Source organism: Nonomuraea sp. NPDC048892, from assembly GCF_040649735.1.
Taxonomy (GTDB): Bacteria; Actinomycetota; Actinomycetes; order Streptosporangiales; family Streptosporangiaceae; genus Nonomuraea; species Nonomuraea maheshkhaliensis.
Genome location: NZ_JBEZFZ010000015.1, coordinates 72,195 through 91,717 on the forward strand (window position 1 = coordinate 72,195; position 19,523 = coordinate 91,717).

18 protein-coding genes are annotated in these 19,523 nt (G+C 71.6%); 12 read left to right on the top strand and 6 right to left on the bottom strand.

The window, feature by feature from the left end:
- Nucleotides 1–11: 11 nt before the first annotated feature.
- Both AB0C28_RS36935 and thpR read left to right on the top strand, forming a co-directional pair.
- Nucleotides 12–1,235 (top strand): MFS transporter, encoded by a 1,224-nt coding sequence (locus AB0C28_RS36935; RefSeq protein ID WP_357853323.1) that lies wholly within the window; start codon nucleotides 12–14, stop codon nucleotides 1,233–1,235.
- 158 nt (nucleotides 1,236–1,393) lie between these two features.
- On the top strand, nucleotides 1,394–1,951 hold the full coding sequence (gene thpR, locus AB0C28_RS36940) for an RNA 2',3'-cyclic phosphodiesterase (RefSeq protein WP_357853320.1): 558 nt from the start codon (nucleotides 1,394–1,396) through the stop codon (nucleotides 1,949–1,951).
- 355 nt (nucleotides 1,952–2,306) lie between these two features.
- Here thpR and AB0C28_RS36945 read toward each other — a convergent pair whose 3' ends face one another.
- The gene (locus AB0C28_RS36945; protein ID WP_358080210.1) at nucleotides 2,307–3,275 is read right to left on the bottom strand and encodes an aldo/keto reductase; all 969 of its coding nucleotides are present in this window, start codon (nucleotides 3,273–3,275) and stop codon (nucleotides 2,307–2,309) included.
- 96 nt (nucleotides 3,276–3,371) lie between these two features.
- Here AB0C28_RS36945 and AB0C28_RS36950 point away from each other — a divergent pair, with 96 nt between their 5' ends.
- The 3 genes from AB0C28_RS36950 to AB0C28_RS36960 all read left to right on the top strand — a co-directional run bounded on the left by AB0C28_RS36950 (nucleotide 3,372) and on the right by AB0C28_RS36960 (nucleotide 5,849).
- Nucleotides 3,372–3,917, top strand: a complete 546-nt coding sequence (locus AB0C28_RS36950; RefSeq protein WP_358080211.1) for a hypothetical protein — start codon at nucleotides 3,372–3,374, stop codon at nucleotides 3,915–3,917.
- Nucleotides 3,905–4,705 carry an MATE family efflux transporter gene (locus tag AB0C28_RS36955; protein ID WP_358080212.1) on the top strand — a complete coding sequence of 267 codons (801 nt, stop codon included), beginning with the start codon at nucleotides 3,905–3,907 and terminating at the stop codon, nucleotides 4,703–4,705. Before AB0C28_RS36950 ends, AB0C28_RS36955 begins: the two co-directional genes overlap by 13 nt.
- Nucleotides 4,706–4,844: 139 nt before the next feature.
- The gene (locus AB0C28_RS36960) at nucleotides 4,845–5,849 is read left to right on the top strand and encodes a hypothetical protein (RefSeq protein ID WP_358080213.1); all 1,005 of its coding nucleotides are present in this window, start codon (nucleotides 4,845–4,847) and stop codon (nucleotides 5,847–5,849) included.
- A gap of 30 nt (nucleotides 5,850–5,879) precedes the next feature.
- Here AB0C28_RS36960 and AB0C28_RS36965 read toward each other — a convergent pair whose 3' ends face one another.
- Nucleotides 5,880–6,251 (bottom strand): hypothetical protein, encoded by a 372-nt coding sequence (locus AB0C28_RS36965; protein ID WP_346110704.1) that lies wholly within the window; start codon nucleotides 6,249–6,251, stop codon nucleotides 5,880–5,882.
- Nucleotides 6,252–6,310: 59 nt separating this feature from the next.
- On the opposite strand from AB0C28_RS36965, the gene AB0C28_RS36970 reads away from it, so the two are divergent.
- The 7 genes from AB0C28_RS36970 (at nucleotide 6,311) to AB0C28_RS37000 (ending at nucleotide 14,618) form a co-directional block, all read left to right on the top strand.
- Nucleotides 6,311–6,985 carry an HAD-IA family hydrolase gene (locus AB0C28_RS36970; protein ID WP_358080214.1) on the top strand — a complete coding sequence of 225 codons (675 nt, stop codon included), beginning with the start codon at nucleotides 6,311–6,313 and terminating at the stop codon, nucleotides 6,983–6,985.
- 62 nt (nucleotides 6,986–7,047) lie between these two features.
- Nucleotides 7,048–8,238 carry an L-2-hydroxyglutarate oxidase gene (gene lhgO, locus AB0C28_RS36975; protein WP_358080215.1) on the top strand — a complete coding sequence of 397 codons (1,191 nt, stop codon included), beginning with the start codon at nucleotides 7,048–7,050 and terminating at the stop codon, nucleotides 8,236–8,238.
- A 17-nt stretch (nucleotides 8,239–8,255) separates the two neighbouring features.
- Entirely contained in the window at nucleotides 8,256–8,948 is a 693-nt protein-coding gene (locus AB0C28_RS36980; RefSeq protein ID WP_357853305.1) for a response regulator transcription factor, read from the top strand.
- Nucleotides 8,948–10,360: a HAMP domain-containing sensor histidine kinase gene (locus AB0C28_RS36985; RefSeq protein WP_357853302.1), complete on the top strand. Its 1,413-nt coding sequence runs from the start codon at nucleotides 8,948–8,950 to the stop codon at nucleotides 10,358–10,360. The genes AB0C28_RS36980 and AB0C28_RS36985 overlap by 1 nt, the downstream gene beginning before the upstream one ends.
- A gap of 65 nt (nucleotides 10,361–10,425) precedes the next feature.
- Nucleotides 10,426–11,082 (top strand): response regulator transcription factor, encoded by a 657-nt coding sequence (locus tag AB0C28_RS36990; RefSeq protein WP_357853497.1) that lies wholly within the window; start codon nucleotides 10,426–10,428, stop codon nucleotides 11,080–11,082.
- 9 nt (nucleotides 11,083–11,091) lie between these two features.
- On the top strand, nucleotides 11,092–12,924 hold the full coding sequence (locus tag AB0C28_RS36995; protein ID WP_358080216.1) for a GTPase domain-containing protein: 1,833 nt from the start codon (nucleotides 11,092–11,094) through the stop codon (nucleotides 12,922–12,924).
- Nucleotides 12,921–14,618, top strand: a complete 1,698-nt coding sequence (locus AB0C28_RS37000; RefSeq protein WP_358080217.1) for a GTPase — start codon at nucleotides 12,921–12,923, stop codon at nucleotides 14,616–14,618. The genes AB0C28_RS36995 and AB0C28_RS37000 overlap by 4 nt, the downstream gene beginning before the upstream one ends.
- A gap of 34 nt (nucleotides 14,619–14,652) precedes the next feature.
- Here AB0C28_RS37000 and AB0C28_RS37005 read toward each other — a convergent pair whose 3' ends face one another.
- The 4 genes from AB0C28_RS37005 to tdh form a co-directional block, all read right to left on the bottom strand.
- Nucleotides 14,653–15,972: an MFS transporter gene (locus AB0C28_RS37005; RefSeq protein ID WP_358080218.1), complete on the bottom strand. Its 1,320-nt coding sequence runs from the start codon at nucleotides 15,970–15,972 to the stop codon at nucleotides 14,653–14,655.
- A 188-nt stretch (nucleotides 15,973–16,160) separates the two neighbouring features.
- On the bottom strand, nucleotides 16,161–17,063 hold the full coding sequence (locus AB0C28_RS37010; RefSeq protein WP_357853290.1) for a LysR family transcriptional regulator: 903 nt from the start codon (nucleotides 17,061–17,063) through the stop codon (nucleotides 16,161–16,163).
- A 13-nt stretch (nucleotides 17,064–17,076) separates the two neighbouring features.
- The gene (locus tag AB0C28_RS37015) at nucleotides 17,077–18,246 is read right to left on the bottom strand and encodes a glycine C-acetyltransferase (RefSeq protein ID WP_357853288.1); all 1,170 of its coding nucleotides are present in this window, start codon (nucleotides 18,244–18,246) and stop codon (nucleotides 17,077–17,079) included.
- The gene (tdh, locus tag AB0C28_RS37020) at nucleotides 18,246–19,334 is read right to left on the bottom strand and encodes an L-threonine 3-dehydrogenase (RefSeq protein ID WP_358080219.1); all 1,089 of its coding nucleotides are present in this window, start codon (nucleotides 19,332–19,334) and stop codon (nucleotides 18,246–18,248) included. Before tdh ends, AB0C28_RS37015 begins: the two co-directional genes overlap by 1 nt.
- Between the last annotated feature and the right edge of the window lie 189 nt (nucleotides 19,335–19,523).

A 19,523-nucleotide genomic window follows, 5' to 3' on the forward strand; every position in this document is an offset into this window, starting at 1 on the left:
CCAAGACCGGGATGTTCCGGTCGCTCAGGATACGTAATTACCGCATGTTCAGCGCGGGCGGCGCGGTGTCCAACGTCGGCACCTGGCTGCAGCGCACCGCTCAGGACTGGCTGATCCTCGATCTCACCCACGGCAGCGCGAGCGCCCTCGGTACGGCGACCGCGCTGCAGTTCCTGCCGATGCTGCTCTTCGGGATGTTCGGCGGCGTGCTCGCCGACCGCTACCCCAAGCGCCCGATCCTCATCACCGCCCAGACGCTCATGGCCGGCCTCGCGCTCACCATCGGCGTGCTGACGATGACGGGCACCGCCCAGGTCTGGCACGTGTACGTCATGGCGTTCCTGCTCGGCATGATCTCCTGCGTGGAGGTGCCGACGCGGCAGGCGTTCGTGGTCGAGATGGTCGGCCGTGAGGACCTGCCCAACGCCATCGCCCTGAACAGCTCCATCTTCAACCTCGCCCGCGTGCTCGGCCCGGCGCTCGCCGGCGTGCTGATCTACGTGCTCGGCGGCACGGGGCCGCTGTTCCTGATCAACGCCCTGACCTTCGGCGGCGTGATCTCCAGCCTGGTCTTCATGCGCAAGGCCGAGCTGAACCTCTCCGAGCCGGTGCCCAGGGCCAAGGGACAACTGCGCGAAGGGCTCCGGTACGTGCTCCAGCACGAGGAGCTGCTGATGCCGGTGCTGCTGATCGCGTTCGTGTCGATGTTCTCGCAGTCGTTCTCGATGTCGATCGCGCTCATGGCCCGCGAGGTGTTCGCGGCCGGGGCATCCTCGTTCGGGCTGGCGTCCAGCATGTTCGCGGTGGGAGCGTTCGGCGGCGCGCTGCTCGCGGCGCGGCGGGCGCGGCTGTCGCGGAAGGTGCTCTTCGCGGGGGCGATCGGGTTCGGCCTGTTCCAGATCCTGACTGGGATCGCGCCGTTCTACCCCGTTTATCTGCTGCTGCTGGTCCCCACCGGGATCGCGCTGATCACCATCAACACGGCGGCCAACGCCAGCGTCCAGATCGCCACGTCCCCTGAGATGAGGGGCCGGGTCATGGGCATCTACATGCTGGTCTTCACCGGCGGAGCTCCTCTCGGGGCACCGCTGATCGGCTGGCTGTCCGAAATGGGCGGGCCACGCATGGGCGTGATCCTCTCCGGTGCGCTGGTGCTGGTGGGCACGGGTCTTGCCGTGGTGGTCACCCGGCTGATCAGCTCACGGGTTGGCCGGCCGGCGCTCGCGGTGGCATGAGTCATTCGTACGCCGCGAGCGAGAACCCTGGAAACTCGGCGACGCCTGTGAGCCTTTGACCGCAGGTCGGCGGCCCTGGGCCGGTGTGACGGGTGAGGCGAGGCCGGGGCAGAATCGCATGACATGAAGCTCTTCACGGCACTTCCCGCACCGCCGGCATGAGGCTGTTCGCGGCCCTGGTGCCGCCCGATGAGGTGCTGGACGAGATCTCCCGTGCCATCGCCCCGCACGTCGGTCAGGTGCCCGGCCTGCGCTGGCCTGATCGTGCCACCTGGCACATCACGCTGGGCTTCTTCGGCGAGGTGCCCGAGCGGGTGCTGCCCGAGCTGGAGACGCGCCTGGCCCGGGCCGTGGCTCGCCACCCCGTGCCGGAGCTTTCGTTCGACCGGTTCGGCGCCTTCTCCTCCGTACGCCGGGCGCGGGTCTTCTGGGCGGGCGTCACCGGCGACCCCATGACCAGGCTCGCCGACTCCGTCAAAGCGGGCGCCCGCCGGGCCGGGGCGTCCCAGACGGACGACAAGCGTTTCCACCCGCACCTCACCCTGGCCAGGGCCAAGACGGAGCTCGACCTCAGCGATCTGGTCGAGTCGCTGGCCGGCTTCAGCGGCACCGTGTGGCGGGCCGAGCGCGTCCACCTGGTCCAGAGCCATGGCGGAGCGCAGGTGAGGTACGAGTCACTCGCCGAATGGGCGCTGGCACCCGCCGAGCGGGGCTAGGCTCCAGGTCGTGGATCGTCCTCGCCCCTGGCTGCTGCCCATCGTGCTCGGCCTTCTTCTGCTGATCGTGATCATCGGCGCCTGGCTGAGCTGAGGCGCCCGGCTGACGTAAGGGTCCCCAGTCGTGGCCCCCCGGTTGCCGGTCCCAGTTGCGGGTCCCCGGTCCCGGCCGCCACCCGACCGCCCGCTCCACCTCTCCGCCTCACCGAACGGGCACGGCCGCGCCGTCACGCTCGCAGAACCGCACACACCGCTCCGCTACGGCCACGTCGCCCTTGTCGGGCCGCACGCGTCGCCCTGGCAAGCCGGAGCCCGGCGGAGCGTTGCGCCGCCGGGCCACGACCCATACGCGGTCCTACCAGGCGTAGTCCTCAGGCGCCGTGCGGTGCCCGGGGAAGATCTCGTCGATGCGGGCCAGGGCCGCCTCGTCGAGGTCGATCTCCAGGGCGCGCAGGCTGCCTTCGAGCTGTTCCATCGTGCGCGGCCCGATGATCGGCGCGGCGACGGCGCGCTGCTTGAGCAACCAGGCCAGAGCCACGTTGGCCGGGTCCTCGTTGAGCTCGTCGCAGAACTTCTCCCACTGCTCGATCTTGTCGCGGTGCCGTTCGAGCTGCTTGACCATGTTGTCGGCGGCCGAGCGGCCCTTGTCGATCTTGCGCAGCACGCCGCCGAGCAGGCCGCCGGCCAGCGGGCTCCACGGGATGACGCCGAGGCCGTAGTCCTCGCACGCGGGCAGCACTTCGAGCTCGGGGGCCCGGGTGAGCAGGTTGTAGTGGGACTGCTCGCTGATCAGGCCGGTGAAGTTGCGGCGGGCCGCCGTCTCCTGGGCCTTGGCGATGTGCCAGCCCGCGAAGTTGGACGAACCCACGTAAATGACCTTGCCCTGCTGGCGCAGGACCTCCATGGCCTCCCAGAACTCCTCGAACGGGGTGTCCCGGTCGACGTGATGTGCCTGGTAGATGTCGATGTAGTCGGTCTGCATCCGCTTCAGCGAAGCGTCGCAGGCCCGGCGGATGTTGAGGGCGGACAGCCGGCGTTCGTTGGGCCAGTCGCCCATGTCGCCGTACACCTTGGTCGCGAGGACCGTCTTCTCCCGGCGCCCGCCGCCCTGGGCGAACCACCGGCCGAGGATGTTCTCGGTGATCCCCGCGCCCTTCTGGCCCCCATAGACGTTCGCCGTGTCGAAGAAGTTCAGCCCCAGCTCGTGAGCCCGGTCCATGATCGCGAAGGAGTCTTCCTCCGTGGTACGCGGGCCGAAGTTCATGGTGCCGAGGCTGAGCGGGCTCACCAGGAGACCGCTGCGTCCGAGATTGACGTAGTCCATGACTTCACCCTAGATAGCTGGAGTGCACTCCAGGCCAGGGGGTGGATCCATGAACTCGGTCGACACGGGCGCCTGGCGGGCGCATCATCGTTCGCGATGATCGCCCTGCTTCGCGCCGCTGTGCCGCTCTTCCTCGCCATGATCACCGGTCAGCTCGGCTCGCTCGTGGTCACCTCGGTGCTCGGTAACCATGCCACGGTCACGCTGGCGGCCTTCGCGGTGGTGACCGCCGTGCTCAATCCTGCCAGCACGGCCGTGCAGGGCTCGCTGCGCGGTCTCGGGCCGTTCGTCGCGCCGTACCGGGACGATCCGGCGGCGGCGGTGCCCGTGATCAGGGACGCCCGCTGGCTGAGCATGACCACCGGGCTGGTCGGCGCCACGGCCGTCGCCTGCGTGCCGCTGCTCGCGGGGGCCACCGGGGTGCCCGGCGAGGTGGTGGCGGAGATGGGGGCGCTGCCGTATCTGCTGGCGGTGTATCTGCTCGTCTTCGCCTCCACCGGCGGCGCCACCACTATCCTGGTCGCGCTCGGGCGCAGCGGGAGCGTGATGTGGCCGACTCTGTCGTTCGCGGCGCTGCTGGGCGGGCTGAGCGCCGTGCTGGTGCCCGCGCTGGGGCTGACCGGGGTCGGGTGGCCTGGGTGATCGCGGGCGTGGTGTCGGCGGTGGTGGCCGACCTCAGCCTGCGCCGGGCGCTCGGCCGGGCGATCGGCCAGGCCAGGCCCAGGATCCGCGAGATCATCACCCTGGCGAAGGTCAGCATCCCGCTGGCCGGCACCGTGCTGATCAAGTTTGCCGTGCTGGGCGTGGTCACCCTCGCCGCGAGCACCACCGGCACCCGTGACACCGCCGCCCACGCGGTGCTGACCACGCTCACCGGCTTCATGATGGTGACCTCCCTGTCCATCGCCTCGGCCGCGTTGCCCGACGTGGCGCGCGCCACCGACGCCGCCGGAGCCCGGCGGGCCCATCGCGGCGCGGTTCTGCTCGCCATAGCAGGGACGCTTGTGGTGGCCGGTCTGCTGCTCGGGTTCGGGGAAAATCTGCTGGTGCTCTTCAGCGACGACGCCGCCGTCCGGGACCAGGTGCTCGGGCTGCTGCCGCTGATGCTGCTGGCGTCCGCGCTCGACGCGGCGCAGGCGGTGCAGGGCATGGGCCTCACCGCGCTCAAGCGCTCGTCGTTCAGCCTGATGTTCCTCGCGATCGGGTACGGCCTGCTGCTCCTGGCCGCCGTGCCCGTGGCCGGGACCTGGGGCATCACCGGCCTGTGGACGGCCATGGCGGTGGCCAACGGGCTCCTGGTCGTCATGCAGGGCACCGGTTTCCACCGCCACAGCGCCAAGCTGGGCGCGCCTGGAACCTCGGCAGAGACAGTTCACCCGCCCACGCCTGATACGTGTACGAAGCCACCTGCCGCACCCGGCCGCTCATGACGTTCACCGCGCACCCCGTCTCCAGCGAACGCCGACGGCCGCGGACGAACGCTCCGAAGCCCTCTTCGGTTACAGACGCGGGCGGGCGCCACGCCCTTGGAAGGCGGGCTCGCGGCGGTGCGTGGGGCATGATGGCGGCGTGGGGGACTTCGTGACCAGGGTGCTCGCCGCCGTCGCGGCTCTTCTTCTGCTGCCCGCCGCGCCCGCCTTCGCGGCGGACGACGACGGCACGGAGAAGCTGTTCGCGTTCAAGGATCCGCGGATCACGGAGTCGAGCGGGCTGGCGGTGTCGCCGACGTACGACGGCGTCTATTACACCCACAACGACAGCGCCGCCGCGCCCACCTTCTATGCCGTGGACGGCCGGGGGCGTACGCGGGCCACCTTCCAGGTACGCGGGGCCGAGGCGCGCGACTGGGAGGCGATGGCCGCCACCAAGGACGCGGAGACCGGCAGGGGCGTGCTCTGGTTCGCCGACATCGGCGACAATCTGGACGGCGCGTGGCCGAACGTCTCGGTCTACAAGGTGACGGAGCCGCGTACGCTCAGAGACGCCACGCTGCCCGCCGTCCGCTACCGCTTCAGGTACGCCGACGGCGCCCGCAACGCCGAAGGCATCATGATCAACCCGGTGACGGGGCGGCTCTACGTGGTCTCCAAGGAGTTCTCCGGCTCGGTCTATGCGGCGCCGAGGAAACTGCGCAGTGACAAGGTCAACGTGCTGCGCAAGATCAGCGGCGCGCCCATCATGGCCACGGACGCCGCCTACGCCCCCGACGGCTCGTCCTACGTCGTGCGCACCTACTTCTCCGCCACCCTGTTCAAGCCCACGGGCGAGACGATCACCAAGGTGACGATGCCGGAGCTGAAGCAGGCGGAGTCGATCGCGTACACGGCCGACGGGAAGGCGCTGCTCACCGGCACGGAGGGGCCCGGCAGCCCGGTCTACCGCGTGCCGCTCCCCGATACCGTGCGGCCCACCGCCACGCCCAGCCCGGCCAGGGCGGAGGAGCGCGACCCGCCGGTGACCGCGCAGGCGGACTCGTCCGGGGGCGGGCTGACCGCCACGGACGTCCTCATCTGGCTGGCCGCCGCCGCGGCCGCCATCGGAGTGATCACCTTCCTGGCCCGCAGGACCCGCTGACACCTGCACCGACGCGAGAGGGCACGCCGGTCAGGGGCGGCGCATGGTCGCGGTGAACAGGTCGCCTCTCAGCGCGCGCTCGACCACCTCGATCGACCGCGCCAGCCGCACCAGCCGCGGCCCCTCCTGCCGGTAGGTGTCGAGGACCGCCTCGATGGCGTGCGGCGGCAGGTGCCCCTTGAGGTCGACGGCCGCCGCCCGGTATCCGGCGCGCGCGGCCTCGACGGCGGAGTTGACGTGGTGGCGGGCCATCGCGGCCAGCGCCACGGGGTGCCGCCTGAGCACCTCGTACGCCCGGTAGTCGGGCGGGACCGCGTCGAGCAGCCACGCCACGGCCGTGCCCTCCCAGTCGGGCACGCTGGGCGGCCGAACCTCGGGCGGCCACTCCGGCGGCAGATACATGAGGCCATCGTACTCACGTTCGATTCCCGGCTGTGAGACTGCCGGGCCATGATGGAGTGATGCCGCGACCAAGGGTGATCGTCTTTGACGCGATGGGAGTTCTGTACCGGTACGGCGATGTGCAAGGCCGTGTCCTGATCCCGTACCTGCGTGCGCAGGGATGCGGGCGGAGCGAGGCCGAGATCCGTGCCGCCTACCGTTCCGTCACGCTCGGACGCATCACGACGGGCCGGTTCTGGGCGGTGGCCGGACTGCCTGAGGAAGGCCGTGACGCGGACTACTGCCAGGAGCATCGACTCGCCGAGGGTGCTCTGGAGGCGCTCGCCGAGCTGGCGGGCGACGGTCTGGAGCTCGCCTGCCTGAGCAACGACACGGCGGTCTGGTCCGCGCTCGTCCGCCGGCGTTTCGGCCTGGAAAGGCACATCCGGCGGTGGTTCATCAGCTCCGATCTGCGGGCCCGCAAGCCGGACGCGGCCGCCTACCGGGCGGCGCTCAGCGCGCTGGGCGCCGTTCCTGAGGAGGTGGTGTTCGTGGACGATCGGCCGGGCAATCTCGCTCCCGCGCGTTCACTGGGGATGCGGACGATCCTCTTCCACAGCGACGACACCGCCGCCCACCCCGAACCCGCCGCCGAACGAGACCCGTACCGCAGCGTCAGGACGATGCCGGAGCTGGTCGCCGCCATCCGTTCGGCGCCGATGGACGGGCGACGACTGTCCGGCGACGGCGGCTGAGTCCGCTTGTCCGGCTCGCCGGGATATGGCGGTCCTGCGTGGATGGTCGGAAAATCGGAGGTGTGAGGGAGAAGATCGGAGTCGTGGGCGCGGGCATCGTCGGCCTGGCCGTGGCGCGGGAGCTGGCCGCCGTCAGGGGTGCCGAGGTCACCGTGCTGGAGAAGGAGGGGCGCGTCGGCGCCCACCAGACCGGGCACAACAGCGGTGTCGTGCACGCGGGGATCTACTACCCGCCGGGCTCGCTGAAGGCCAGGTTGTGCCGGGAGGGTGTGGCGCTGCTGAAGGAGTACTGCGCCGCGCACAAGGTGGCCTACCAGGAGGTCGGCAAGCTGGTGATCGCGAGCACGCGGGCCGAGCGGCCCCGGTTGAGCGCGCTGGCCGAGCGGGCGCGGGCCAACGGCGTGCCGGGCATCGCCGAGCTGGACGCGCTGGCGTTGCGCGAGATCGAGCCGCACGCGGTCGGTGTCGGCGCCGTGCACTCGCCGTACACCGCGATCTGCGACTTTCCCGGCGTCGCGCGCCGGCTCGCGCTGGACGTGGCCGAGCTGGGCGGGTCGGTACGGCTGGGGCAGCCGGTCAGGGCGATCAGGGAGCGGGCGGGCCGGGTCGAGGTGCTGGCGGGCAGGCGCAGGCACGTCTTCGACCAGCTCGTGGTGTGTGGCGGGCTGGGTACCGACGCGGTGGCCAGGATGGCGGGGGCGCCGGGGGACGTGCGGATCGTCCCGTTCAGGGGGGAGTTCTACGCGCTCAAAGGGGCTGCGCGGGACCTCGTGCGGGGGCTGATCTATCCGGTGCCGGATCCGCGGTACCCGTTCCTCGGCGTGCATCTGACGCGGCAGGTCGACGGACGGGTGCTGGTGGGGCCGAACGCGGTGCTCGCGCTCGCGTACGAAGGCTACAGATGGCGAAATATCCGTAATTTCGGGCAAATTCTGAGCTGGCCGGGCACCCTGCGCATGGCCCGCGCCCACTGGCGCACGGGCCTGAGGGAGGTCCGCGGCTCGCTCCTCAAGAGCGCGTTCGTCGCCGACGCCCGCCGCTACGTCCCCGAGCTCACCGCGAATGACCTGGAACGGGCCCCGGGCGGCGTACGAGCGCAGGCCGTGGCCCGCGACGGCCGCCTGCTCGACGACTTCGTCGTGGACGTGCACGGCAGGGTCGTCCTCGTCCGCAACGCGCCCTCGCCCGCGGCGACCTCAAGCCTGGCTATTGCCCGGCATATCACCGGAATTGTCCCAGCACTCGTCCGATGAGGGCATCCTTGGAGGTGATGGAATCACGCCTGCTGATAGTCGAGGACGACCCGAACATCCTCGAACTCCTCGCCGCGAGCCTCAGGTTCGCGGGTTTCGACGTGTGCACGGCGAAGAGCGGCCTCGACGCCGTGGCCTCGGTGCAACGGCACCGCCCCGACCTCGTCGTGCTCGATGTCATGCTGCCCGACCTCGACGGTTTCGAGATCGTCAGACGGTTGCGCGGCGGCGGGGTGCACACCCCCGTGGTCTTCCTCACCGCCCGTGACGGGACCGAGGACAAGATCCGCGGGCTGACGCTCGGCGGCGACGACTACGTGACCAAGCCGTTCAGCCTGGAGGAGGTGGTCGCCAGGATCCACGCCGTGCTGCGCCGTACGAGCGGGGACTCACCGGCGGCGCCGCCCCGGCTCACGTTCGCCGACATCGAGCTGGACGAGGAGAGCCACGAGGTGTGGCGCGGCGGCAACGCCGTCGCGCTGTCGCCGACCGAGTTCAAGCTGCTGCGTTACTTCATGACGAACGCCGGCCGCGTCCTGTCCAAGCCGCAGATTCTCGACCACGTGTGGGACTACGACTTCCGCGGCGAGGTGGGCATCGTCGAGTCGTACGTGTCCGTGCTCCGCCGGAAGATCGACAACCGCAGCCCGCGGCTCATCCACACCCTGCGGGGTGTCGGCTACGTCCTGCGTCTGCCACCGAGTCCCTGATGCGCGGCCTGCCGCTGAGGATCAAGCTGATCGCGTCGATGCTGACCCTGCTCGGCTTCGGCATGTTCTTCATCGGTCTGGTGAGCGTGTCCGTACTGCACGGCTACCTGATCGACCGGGTGGACAGCCAGCTCCACCTGCTCAGCGCGCGCATGGAGAAGAAGGTCAGGAGCGACTGGAGGAAGGACAGGGAGACGGCCGAACGGCCGATCCTCATCGAGTCCGATGCCATCGCTCTGGTCAAGGAGCCGAACAGCGACTTCGTGCCGATGCTGACCGACCGGGACGTGGACGCCAAGCCCAAGCCCGTCCTGTCGGCGTCGCCCGGCCGCGAGCCCTACACCGCGCCCGCCCGGAACGGGCCCGGCGAGTGGCGGGTGCTGGAGACCGTGGACAGGTGGCGCACGCTGGTGGTCGCGGTGGACCTGGAGGAGGTCGACGCGATCACCCGGCGGCTGGTGCTCATCGAGCTGCTGGGCGGCGGCGGCATCCTGCTCATCCTGGCCGTGGCCGGCGTCACGATCGTCCGGCACAGCATGCGGCCGCTCGGCGAGATCGAGCGTACGGCCGAGGCCATCGCCGCCGGCGAGCTGGGCCGGCGGGTGCCGGACGGCGACCCGCGCACCGAGGTGGGCGGCCTGGCCAGGTCGCTGAACGGGATGCTGGCCCAGATCGAGGCCGCGTTCGTGGCCAGGTCGGACTCCGAGGAGGCGGCCCGGCGCTCCGAGGACCGCATGCGCCAGTTCGTCGGCGACGCCTCGCACGAGCTGCGCACCCCGCTGACCTCCATCCGCGGCTTCGCCGAGTACGCCAGGCAGAACCCGGGCGCCGACCCCGCCGAGCTGATGCAGCGCGTGGAGCAGGCCGCGGGCCGGATGAGCGTGCTGGTGGACGACCTGCTGCTGCTGGCCAGGGTGGACCAGCAGCGGCCGCTGCGGATGCAGCCGGTGGACATGCTGGCGCTGGCGGCGGACGCCGTACAGGATGCCCGGATCATCGCGCCCGACCGGGTGATCAAGCTGGACGTGGTCGGCGGCACGGCGCTGATCGTCTCCGGCGACGAGGTACGCCTGCGCCAGGTCGTCAGCAACCTCGTCACCAACGCCCTCGTGCACACCGACCCCGGCTCCCCGATCATCGTGCGTACGGGGACGAGCGGGGACAAACTGTTCATCGAGGTCGTCGACCAGGGCCCAGGACTCACTCCCGAGCAGATCGAGCACGTCTTCGAGCGCTTCTACCGGGCCGACTCCGCCCGCTCGCGCCGTCGCTCCGCCGAGGACCGGGGCAGCGGGCTCGGCCTGGCCATCGTGCAGGCCCTCGTCCAGGCCCACGACGGCACGGTCACCGTGGACAGCTCGCCGGAGGCCGGCTCGACCTTCCGGGTCGAACTCCCACTCGCCTTGGAGTGAGCTTTCAGCTAACCTTCAGGCTGCTGCGTCACTCTAAGTAGGTGACGAAACCCGAGGCGTTGATCATGGTGGTGGACGACGAGCCCAGCATCAGGGATCTGCTCTCCGCCAGCCTGCGCTTCTCCGGGTTCGAGGTCCTGACCGCCGCCGACGGCGAGGAGGCCGTCGAGGTGGCCGTGCGGGCCTCCCCCGACCTGGTGGTGCTCGACGTGATGCTGCCCGATCTGGACGGGTTCGAGGTGGCCAGGCGGATTGACGCGCCCGTGCTCTTCCTGACCGCCCGCGAGGCCACCGAGGACAAGATCACGGGGCTGCGGGTCGGGGACGACTACGTGACCAAGCCGTTCAGCCTGGAGGAGGTCCAGGCCAGGATCAGGGCGGTGCTGCGGCGTACGCGCGGTGAGTCCGCGCCCGCCAGCCGGCTCAAGGTGGCCGACCTGGAGCTGGACGAGGACGCCCGCGAGGTCTGGCGCGGCGGCCGTCAGGTGCGCCTGTCGCCGACCGAGTTCAAGCTGCTGCACTACTTCATGGTCAACGCCGGGCGCGTGCTGTCGAAGGCGCAGATCCTCGACCACGTGTGGAACTACGACTTCGGCGGCGACGCGGGCGTGGTCGAGTCGTACGTCTCCTACCTCAGACGCAAGGTGGACGACGTCGAGCCGCGGCTCATCCACACCCTGCGCAGCGTCGGTTACGTGCTTAGAGAGCCGCCGCCCGGTTAGTTTGACAGCATGGACCTGCTGGGCGCGCTGGAGTCGCTGCGGCGACCGCTGGATCGGGAGCTGTTCCCGCTGGCCGTCGGCGAGGCGGAGGCCGACAGGCGCGCGCTGCGCGAGCTGACCGGTCAGCTCGACGACTACCTGCTGCCCAGGCTGCGGGCGCTGGACGCGCCGCTGCTGGCCGTCGTCGGCGGTTCGACGGGGGCGGGCAAGTCCACCCTGGTCAACTCGCTGGTCGGGGCCGACGTGGCCGAGCCCGGCGTGCTGCGGCCCACCACGCTGGTGCCCACCCTCGTGGTCAGCCCCGCCGACCGCGCCTGGTTCCTGGGCCAGAACGTGCTGCCGGGCCTGTCCCGCGCCACCGGCGGCGGCCCCGGCGCGCTACGCGTGGTGGACTCACCGGCGCTGGGCGCGGGGCTCGCCCTGCTCGACGCGCCCGACATCGACTCCGTGGTGACCGCCAACCGGGAACTGGCCGCGCAACTGCTGGCCGCCGCCGATCTGTGGCTGTTCGTCACGACCGCCGCCCGTTACGCCGACGAGGTGCCATGGGGCTTCCTGCGCTCGGCCCGCGAACGCAGCACCGCGCTGGCCGTCGTCCTCGACCGTGCTCCGCCCGAGGCCGTCGAGCCCGTCTCGCGCGACCTGGCCAGGCTGCTCGCCGAGAACGGCCTCGAAGGCACCCGCCTGTTCACCGTGCCCGAGGCCGCACTGCCCGACGAGAAGGCCCGCCTGCCTGTTGCTTATGTCGAGCCCATCGCCACGTGGCTGACCGGGCTGGCCTCCGACGCCGCCGAGCGGTCGCGCGTCGTCCGCCAGACGCTCTCGGGGGCGCTCGACAGCCTGGCCGTCAGGGTGCCGTCGCTGGCCGGCGCCGTCGAACGCCAGCAGGCCGCGTTCGACGGGCTGCGCTCGATCGTGGCGGGCGCGTACGCGGGCGGGATGGCCGACTTCGACGAGGGCATGCGCGACGGCTCGCTGCTGCGCGGCGAGGTGCTGGCGCGCTGGCAGGACTTCATCGGCACCGGCGACCTCATGCGTTCCCTGGAGAGCCGCGTCGGATGGCTGCGTGACCGCATCGTCGGCTTCTTCACCGGGCGCGTGCCGGAGGTGCAGCTTCGGGACGCCTTGGAGAGCGGGGTCGAGGCGCTGATCAGGGGCGCCGCCGACGGGGCCGCCGAGCGTGCGCTGGAGGGCTGGTCGGCCGCGCCCGGCGGGCCCGGGCTGCTCGACCGGCTGGGCGCCGTCGAGTCCGCCCGCCTCGGCCGGGCCTCTGCCGACCTGGGCAAACGGGCCGAGGCGGCGGTGCGGGGGTGGCAGGAATACGTGCTCGACCTCGTACGTGAGGAGGGAGCCGAACGGCGCACCGCCGCCAGGGTGGCCTCCTTCGGGGTGAACGGGGCCGGGCTGCTGCTCATGCTGGCCGTCTTCGCGTCCACCGGCGGGCTGACCGGGATCGAGGTGGGGATCGCGGGCGGGACCAGCGTGCTGTCGCAGAAGCTCTTGGAGGCGGTCTTCGGTGACCAGGCCGTACGGACGCTGACGGCGCGGGCTCGGGAGGATCTGCGGGAACGGGTGCGGGGGTTGATGGAGGAGGAGTCCGGGCGGTTCCTGACCCAGTTGGAGAGTGTGGAGCCGCCCAGGGGGACGGCGGAGGGGCTGCGCGCGGCGGCCCAGCGCATCCGCGACCACCGCGCCGAACTGCCTGCTGCGGGTGCGGATCCGACGGCCGAACTGCCCGCACCGCACCCGGACGCTCTTGGAACGGACCCGTCCGGAACGGAGCCGCCCACCGTGCCCGGGTCGGACGTCCTGGGGCCTGATACGCGGGGGGAGAGGTCGTGAAGTTGCTGCGGCGGAAGGAGGGGCCGTCGCTCGATTCCCGGCTGGCCGCGTTGCGGGAGGCCGCCGCGCTGGCGGAGGGGCGGCTGCCCGAGCAGGTCGTGTCCGGCGCGCGAGCCGTCGCCGACCGGGCCGGCGTACGACGTGAGCTGTCCATCGACCACACCGTGGCCGCGCTGGCCGGTGCCACGGGCAGCGGCAAGTCCTCGCTCTACAACGCGCTGGCAGGACAGGACCTGGCCGACGTGGGCGTCACCAGACCCACGACCTCGACCGCCCAGGCAGCGCTGTGGGACGGCGACGGCGCGGGCCCACTGCTCGACTGGCTGGACGTACCGAAACGCCACGCGATCGGCACCGACGCCGGGGCCGATCTGGACGGGTTGGTGCTGCTCGATCTGCCCGACCACGACTCCATCCGCCTGTCGCACCGGCTGGAGGTGGATCGCCTGGTGGAGCAGGTCGATCTGCTGATCTGGGTGGTGGACCCGCAGAAGTATGCCGACGCCGCGCTGCACGAGCGCTACCTGCGCCCGCTGGCCGGGCATCGGGACGTGATGCTGGTCGTGCTCAACCAGGTGGATCGCCTGCCCGCCCAGGCCGTGGAGCGATGCCTGGCCGACCTGCGCCGCCTGCTGGACGAGGACGGGCTGGCGGGCGTCCCCGTCCTCGCCGTCTCGGCCCGTACGGGGCAGGGCTTGCGGGAGTTGCGCTCGCTGCTGCGGGAGCGGGTCGCGGAACGCGCGTCCTGGTCGGCCCGCCTGTCCGCCGACATCACCTCCGCTGCCGACCACCTCGCCTCGGCCGACGGGCAGGACGAGCCTGTCGTCTCCGCCAAACGGATGCAGGGCGCGGAACGGGCGCTCACCGGCGCACTCAGCACGGCGGCCGGGGTGCCGCTGGTGGTAGAGGCCGTCGCCAAGGGGCACCGGCACCGGGCCGTGGTCGCCACCGGATGGCCGCTCACCAGGTGGATCAGGAGACTGCGACCCGACCCACTGCGCAGACTGCGCATCGGCGGCATCCCGCGCGACCGGCTGGACAGAAAGTACGACGGGCAGGACAAGGGACGCGGGCGGCTGGACAGGGAGTCTGGGCGGCAGGGCAGGGAGATCGTCGGGCGTACCTCCGTACCGGCGGCTTCGGCCGTGCAGCGGGCGCAGGTCGAGACCGCGATCAGGGACGTCGGCGAGGTGGCCGCGGCCGGGCTGCCGGGGGCGTGGGCGGCGTCGGTGCGGGAGGCGGGCAGGTCGCGCTCCGGCGAGCTGACGGACGCGGTGGACCGGGCGGTGGCCACGACCTCGGCGGGAGCCACGAGGCGGCCCAGGTGGTGGCGGGCCGTGAACGTACTGCAATGGCTGGTGTTCGCGACCATGCTGGCCGGCGTTCTGTGGCTGGGCGGGCTGTTCGCGATGGACTACCTGCGCCTGCCCCAGCCGCCGCTGCCGACCTTGGGCGTGGTGCCGTGGCCGACGGCGCTGCTGGTGGGCGGGGCGCTGGCGGGCGTCGTGATCGCCCTGCTGTCGCGGCTGGCGGCCTGGGCGGGCGGTCGGCGCCGGGCCCGCCGTACTGCCAAGGCCCTACGCGCGGCCATCGGCCAGGTCGGGCGGGAGTACGTGCTGGAGCCTGTGGAGACGGAGCTGGCGGCGTACGACCGCTTCGTGGAGGCCGTGGACCTGGCCCGCGGAAAGACGTGAGGGCACTCAACGGCGTCTGAGGAGCTGGTCAGGGTCAGGGCCGCCCCGGTGAGGGCGTTCGTGGGCGTCTGAGGAGCGCCAGGGCCAGGGCGGCTCCGGCGAGGGCGAAGATGGCGGCGGTCAGGAAGGGGGCCGCGGGGCCGAACCGGTCACCTGCCACTCCGGCGACCGCCGCGCCGGCCGCGCCGCCCGTGCCGATGGCCGTCGAGACCCAGCCGAACGCCTCCGCCTGTGCGTGCGGCGCGTACTCGTCCACCAGCAGGGAGGACGTCGTCAGCGCCGGAGTCAGCGCCAGCCCGGCGAGAAACAGAGCCGCCCAGAACACCGCCATCCACCACAGCGACTCCGATGACGGCGGCTCAGGAGCGAGCGACGCCGATGCAAGCGGCCCAGGGATGGGCGGTCCGGAGGTGGATGGCGTTGATAAGGACGGGCCGGAGAAGGAGGGCAAGGCGTCGAAAAGGGCCAAGGGGGTCAGCGGGAGGCCGAGGGCGAGCATCAGGGCGGCGAGGCGCGCCGGGATCCCCGAGCGCCACCGACGGGAGCCGTAGGCGATGGCGCCCGCGATGCCGCCTACGGACAGCGCCGCCACCAGGGGTCCGGTCGCGGCGGGTACCTCGCGGGCGGTGGCCAGGGCGGGCACCCCCACCTGCACCGCTCCGATGAAGCCGCCCAGCAGCAGCACCACCGGTAGCAGGACGAACATCCGGCGGTCGGCGAACACCCGCCCCCGGCCTCGCGACCCGGCATAAGAGCCGGAGCGCAGTGCCAGGGAGAAGGCCAGCGTGCCCGCCCCGGCCGCCGCCGCGACCGTGCCCAGGGCCAGTGAGGCCGAGGCCACCGCGATCAGCAGGCCGAACAGCAGCGGCCCGGTCAGCATGGCCAGCTCCTGGACCAGGAAGACGAGGCTGTAGGCGGCGGTACGACCCTCGGCGGGCGTTCTGCGGCCCCATTCGAGCCGCATGCTGACGGAGATCGGCGGCAGCGCGACCCCGATGATCCAGGCCAGCGCCACCATCGGCCACTGCGGCCGGTCGGGCTGGGCGTAGCCGACCAGTGCGAGCAGCGCCGCCACGTGCAGGAGGGCCGTGGTGGCCAGCACCGGCCTGGGACCGTGGCGGTCCATGAGACGTCCGAGCACCGGCCGGCCCATGCCCGCCCCGAGGGAGAACGCCGCCGCCGTCAGGCCGGCGAGGGCGAGGGAGCCGGTCGCCCGCTGCGCGACGAGCACCAGGCCGACCGGCGCCACCTGCTGCGTGAGCTGCGCCAGGAACCCGAGCACGGCCTGCGCCGCCACCCCGGGCAGGCCGAGCAGCCTCCGATGGGGAAGACCGCCCGGCCCGTCGCTGGTCATGGCCGCAGGCTACCTCCGAAGATCGCAGGATCGGGCCCCCGGTAATGGCCGGAGGTTGCCTTCGAAGGTCACGCGTTCGGGTGGCGGGTCGTGGCCGGCGGCTGCCTTCGAAGGTCACGCGATCGGGCAGCTCCTTGGCCAGCGGCTTGCGGGTGCGGTGCGGGTCATCCAGGTGCGGGGGGAGTGTTTCAGCCCGTTCCGAGGGATCCGGCCACGTCGCGGAGGGCCGCGAGGAGCGGGCGCAGGAGGGGATGGGCGTCGGAGCCCCGTCGTACGGCGGCGAAGACGCGGCGTTCAGGACCCGGTGTGTGCCGCACCACGACCCCGGGCAGCGCCATGTCACGCAACGCCAGCCGTGGCACCAGCGCCACCCCGGCACCCGCCCCGACCAAGGCGACCACGGCGCGGAAGTCGTCGGAGCAGTGGACCAGGTCGGGCGTGAAACCGGCCTGCTGGCAGGCGAACGTGATCACGTCGTGCACCGGATTGCCCGGATAGGGGCCGATCCAGGTCTCGGTGGCCAGCGAGACGAGGGTCGCCGAGTCGGCCAGCGGATGCTCGCGGGGGAGCACCAGGTCGAACGGCTCGGCGTACAGGGGATGGCGGGACAGGCGGCGGTCGGCGGCATCGGGGGCGCCGCGGTATTCGACCGCGATGGTCAGATCGGCGCGCTCGTCCAGCAGCATGAGCAGACCGTGGTCGCCCTCCGCGTCGTGGACACGGACGCGCACGCCGGGCGCGGTGGTGCGCAGCGCGGCGATGGCGGGGGAGAGCACGGCGCTGATCGCGGTGGCGAAGCAGGCCACGGTCACCTCTCCCGCGGCGCCGGTCGTGTACGCGGCCACCTCGGCCTCGGCGCGTTCGAGCTGGGCCAGGACCTCGTTGGCGTGCGCCACCATGATCTTGCCCACCGCCGTGAGATGCACGCCGCGCCCGTCACGGGTGAGCAGCCGGTGGCCCACCTCGTGCTCCAGCGCGGCGAGCTGCTGGGACACGGCGGAGGGCGTCAGATGCAGCGCAGCGGCGGCGGCGGTGACCGTGCCGTGGTCGGCCACCGCGCGCAGCGTGCGCAGTCGCCGCGTGTCTATCACGCAGCGAGGATACTCAGCCCCGTGCTTGGACGAACGCCTGGAGCGCCCCCTCGACGTCCGCCTCGGAGTGTGCGGCCGACAGTTGCACCCTGATCCTGGCCTGGCCGTGCGGTACGACCGGATACGAGAAGCCGATCACGTAGATGCCCAGGTCGAGCAGGCGTTCGGCCATGGCCCCGGCCTCGGCGGCGTCGCCGATCATGACCGGCACGATCGGGTGGTCGCCGGGCAGGATGTCGAAGCCGGCCTCGGTCATCCCGGCGCGGAAGCGGGCGGTGTTGGCCCGCAGGCGCTCCCTGGCCTCGCTGGAGGTCTCCAGCAGGTCGAGGATGCGCAGCGACGCGGAGGCGATGACGGGGGCCAGCGAGTTGGAGAACAGGTAGGGGCGCGAGCGCTGGCGCAGCAGCTCGCAGATCTCCTTGCGGGCGGCGACGTAGCCGCCGCTGGCCCCGCCCAGCGCCTTGCCCAGCGTGCCGGTGATGATGTCGATCCGGTCGGTGACGCCGTGCAGCTCGGGCGTGCCGCGGCCGGTCGGGCCGACGAAGCCGACGGCGTGGGAGTCGTCGACCATGACCATGGCGTCGTACTGGTCGGCCAGGTCGCAGATCTCCCGCAACGGCGCCAGATATCCGTCCATGGAGAACACGCCGTCGGTCACGATCAGCCGCCGCCGCGCCTCCGACGCCTCCTTCAGCCTGGCCTCCAGCTCGGCCATGTCGCGGTTGGCGTACCGGAACCGCTGGGCCTTGGACAGGCGGATGCCGTCGATGATGCTGGCGTGGTTGAGCGCGTCGGAGATGACCGCGTCCTGGGAGTCGAGCAGGGTCTCGAACACGCCGCCGTTGGCGTCGAAGCAGGAGCTGTAGAGGACGGTGTCCTCCATGCCGAGGAAGTCCGACAGGCGCGACTCCAGCTCCTTGTGCACCTCCTGGGTGCCGCAGATGAAGCGGACGGAGGCCATGCCGAAGCCCCACCGGTCGAGCGCCTGCTTGGCCGCCTCGACCACCGTCGGGTCGTCGGCCAGGCCCAGGTAGTTGTTGGCGCAGAAGTTGAGCACCTCGCGGCCGGCCACGCTCACCTGGGAGCTCTGCGGGGTGGAGATGACGCGCTCGGGCTTGAGCAGCCCGGCCTCGGTGATCTCGTCGAGCGTCGTACGCAGCTGCTGGCGCACGTTCGTGAACATCAGGCGCTCCTGTTCGTGGTGGCTCCGGCCGGCTCGGCGCCGGTTTCCCCCGAGCTGGACGCGTCGCTCCAGTCGAGGATGACCTTGCCCGTCCTGCCGCCGGCCGCCGTGTCGAAGGCGGCGTCGAAGTCCTGGTACGAGAACCGGTCGGTGATCACGGGGGAGAGGTCGAGGCCCTTCTCCAGCAGGACGGACATGTTGTACCAGGTCTCGTACATCTCGCGGCCGTAGACCCCCTTGATGGTGAGCATGGAGGTGACCACGGTCGACCAGTCGACGGCGAACTCCTCGGCCGGCAGCCCCAGCATGGCGATCTTCCCGCCGTGGGTCATGCTGGCGATCATGTCGCGTACGGCCGTCGGGTTGCCGGACATCTCCAGCCCCACGTCGAAGCCCTCGCGCAGGTGGAGCCGGCGCATGCCGTCGGCGATCGAGGACCTGGAGACGTTGACGGCCAGGGAGACGCCGAGCTTGCCGGCCAGGTCGAGCCGTTCGTCGCTGACGTCGGTGATCATCACGTTGCGCGCGCCGACGTGGGTGGCCACGGCCGCCGCCATCAGGCCGATCGGGCCCGCGCCGGTGATCAGCACGTCCTCGCCGACCAGCGGGAACGACAGCGCGGTGTGCACGGCGTTGCCGAACGGGTCGAAGATGGCGGCGATGTCGGGGTGGACGGGCACGCGGTGCACCCAGACGTTGGAGGCGGGCAGCGTGACGTATTCGGCGAAGGCGCCGTTCCTGTTGACGCCGAGCCCGATCGTGTTGCGGCACAGGTGCCGGCGGCCGGCCATGCAGTTGCGGCACTTGCCGCACACGAGGTGGCCCTCGCCGCTGACGAGGTCGCCGACGGAGACGTCCTCGACGCCCGGTGCCACCTCGACCACGTGCCCGGAGAACTCGTGCCCGACGACGAGCGGCAGCTCCAGCGTGTGCCGGGCCCAGTCGTCGAACTTGCGGATGTGCAGGTCGGTGCCGCAGATGCCGGTGCGCAGCACCCGGATCTTCACCTCGCCGGGACCCAGCTCGGGCTCCGGCACGTCGACCAGCCACAACCCGGGTTCGGCCCGCTCCTTGACCAGCGCTTTCATGGCCTCACTTCCCCCTTAAGAACCTAACGCACCATGCCCGCAGGACCCGGGACGTGTCCATCGAGGAGTTCTTAAGTGCCCCCACAGCTCCGCTTCACGCGGCAGGCGACCGCGCCTCCGCGCGGCGGGAGAACCAGGCGGGAAGGCGGCGGGAAAACGTTCCGGCGGGTCCTGAGGGATCAGGACCCG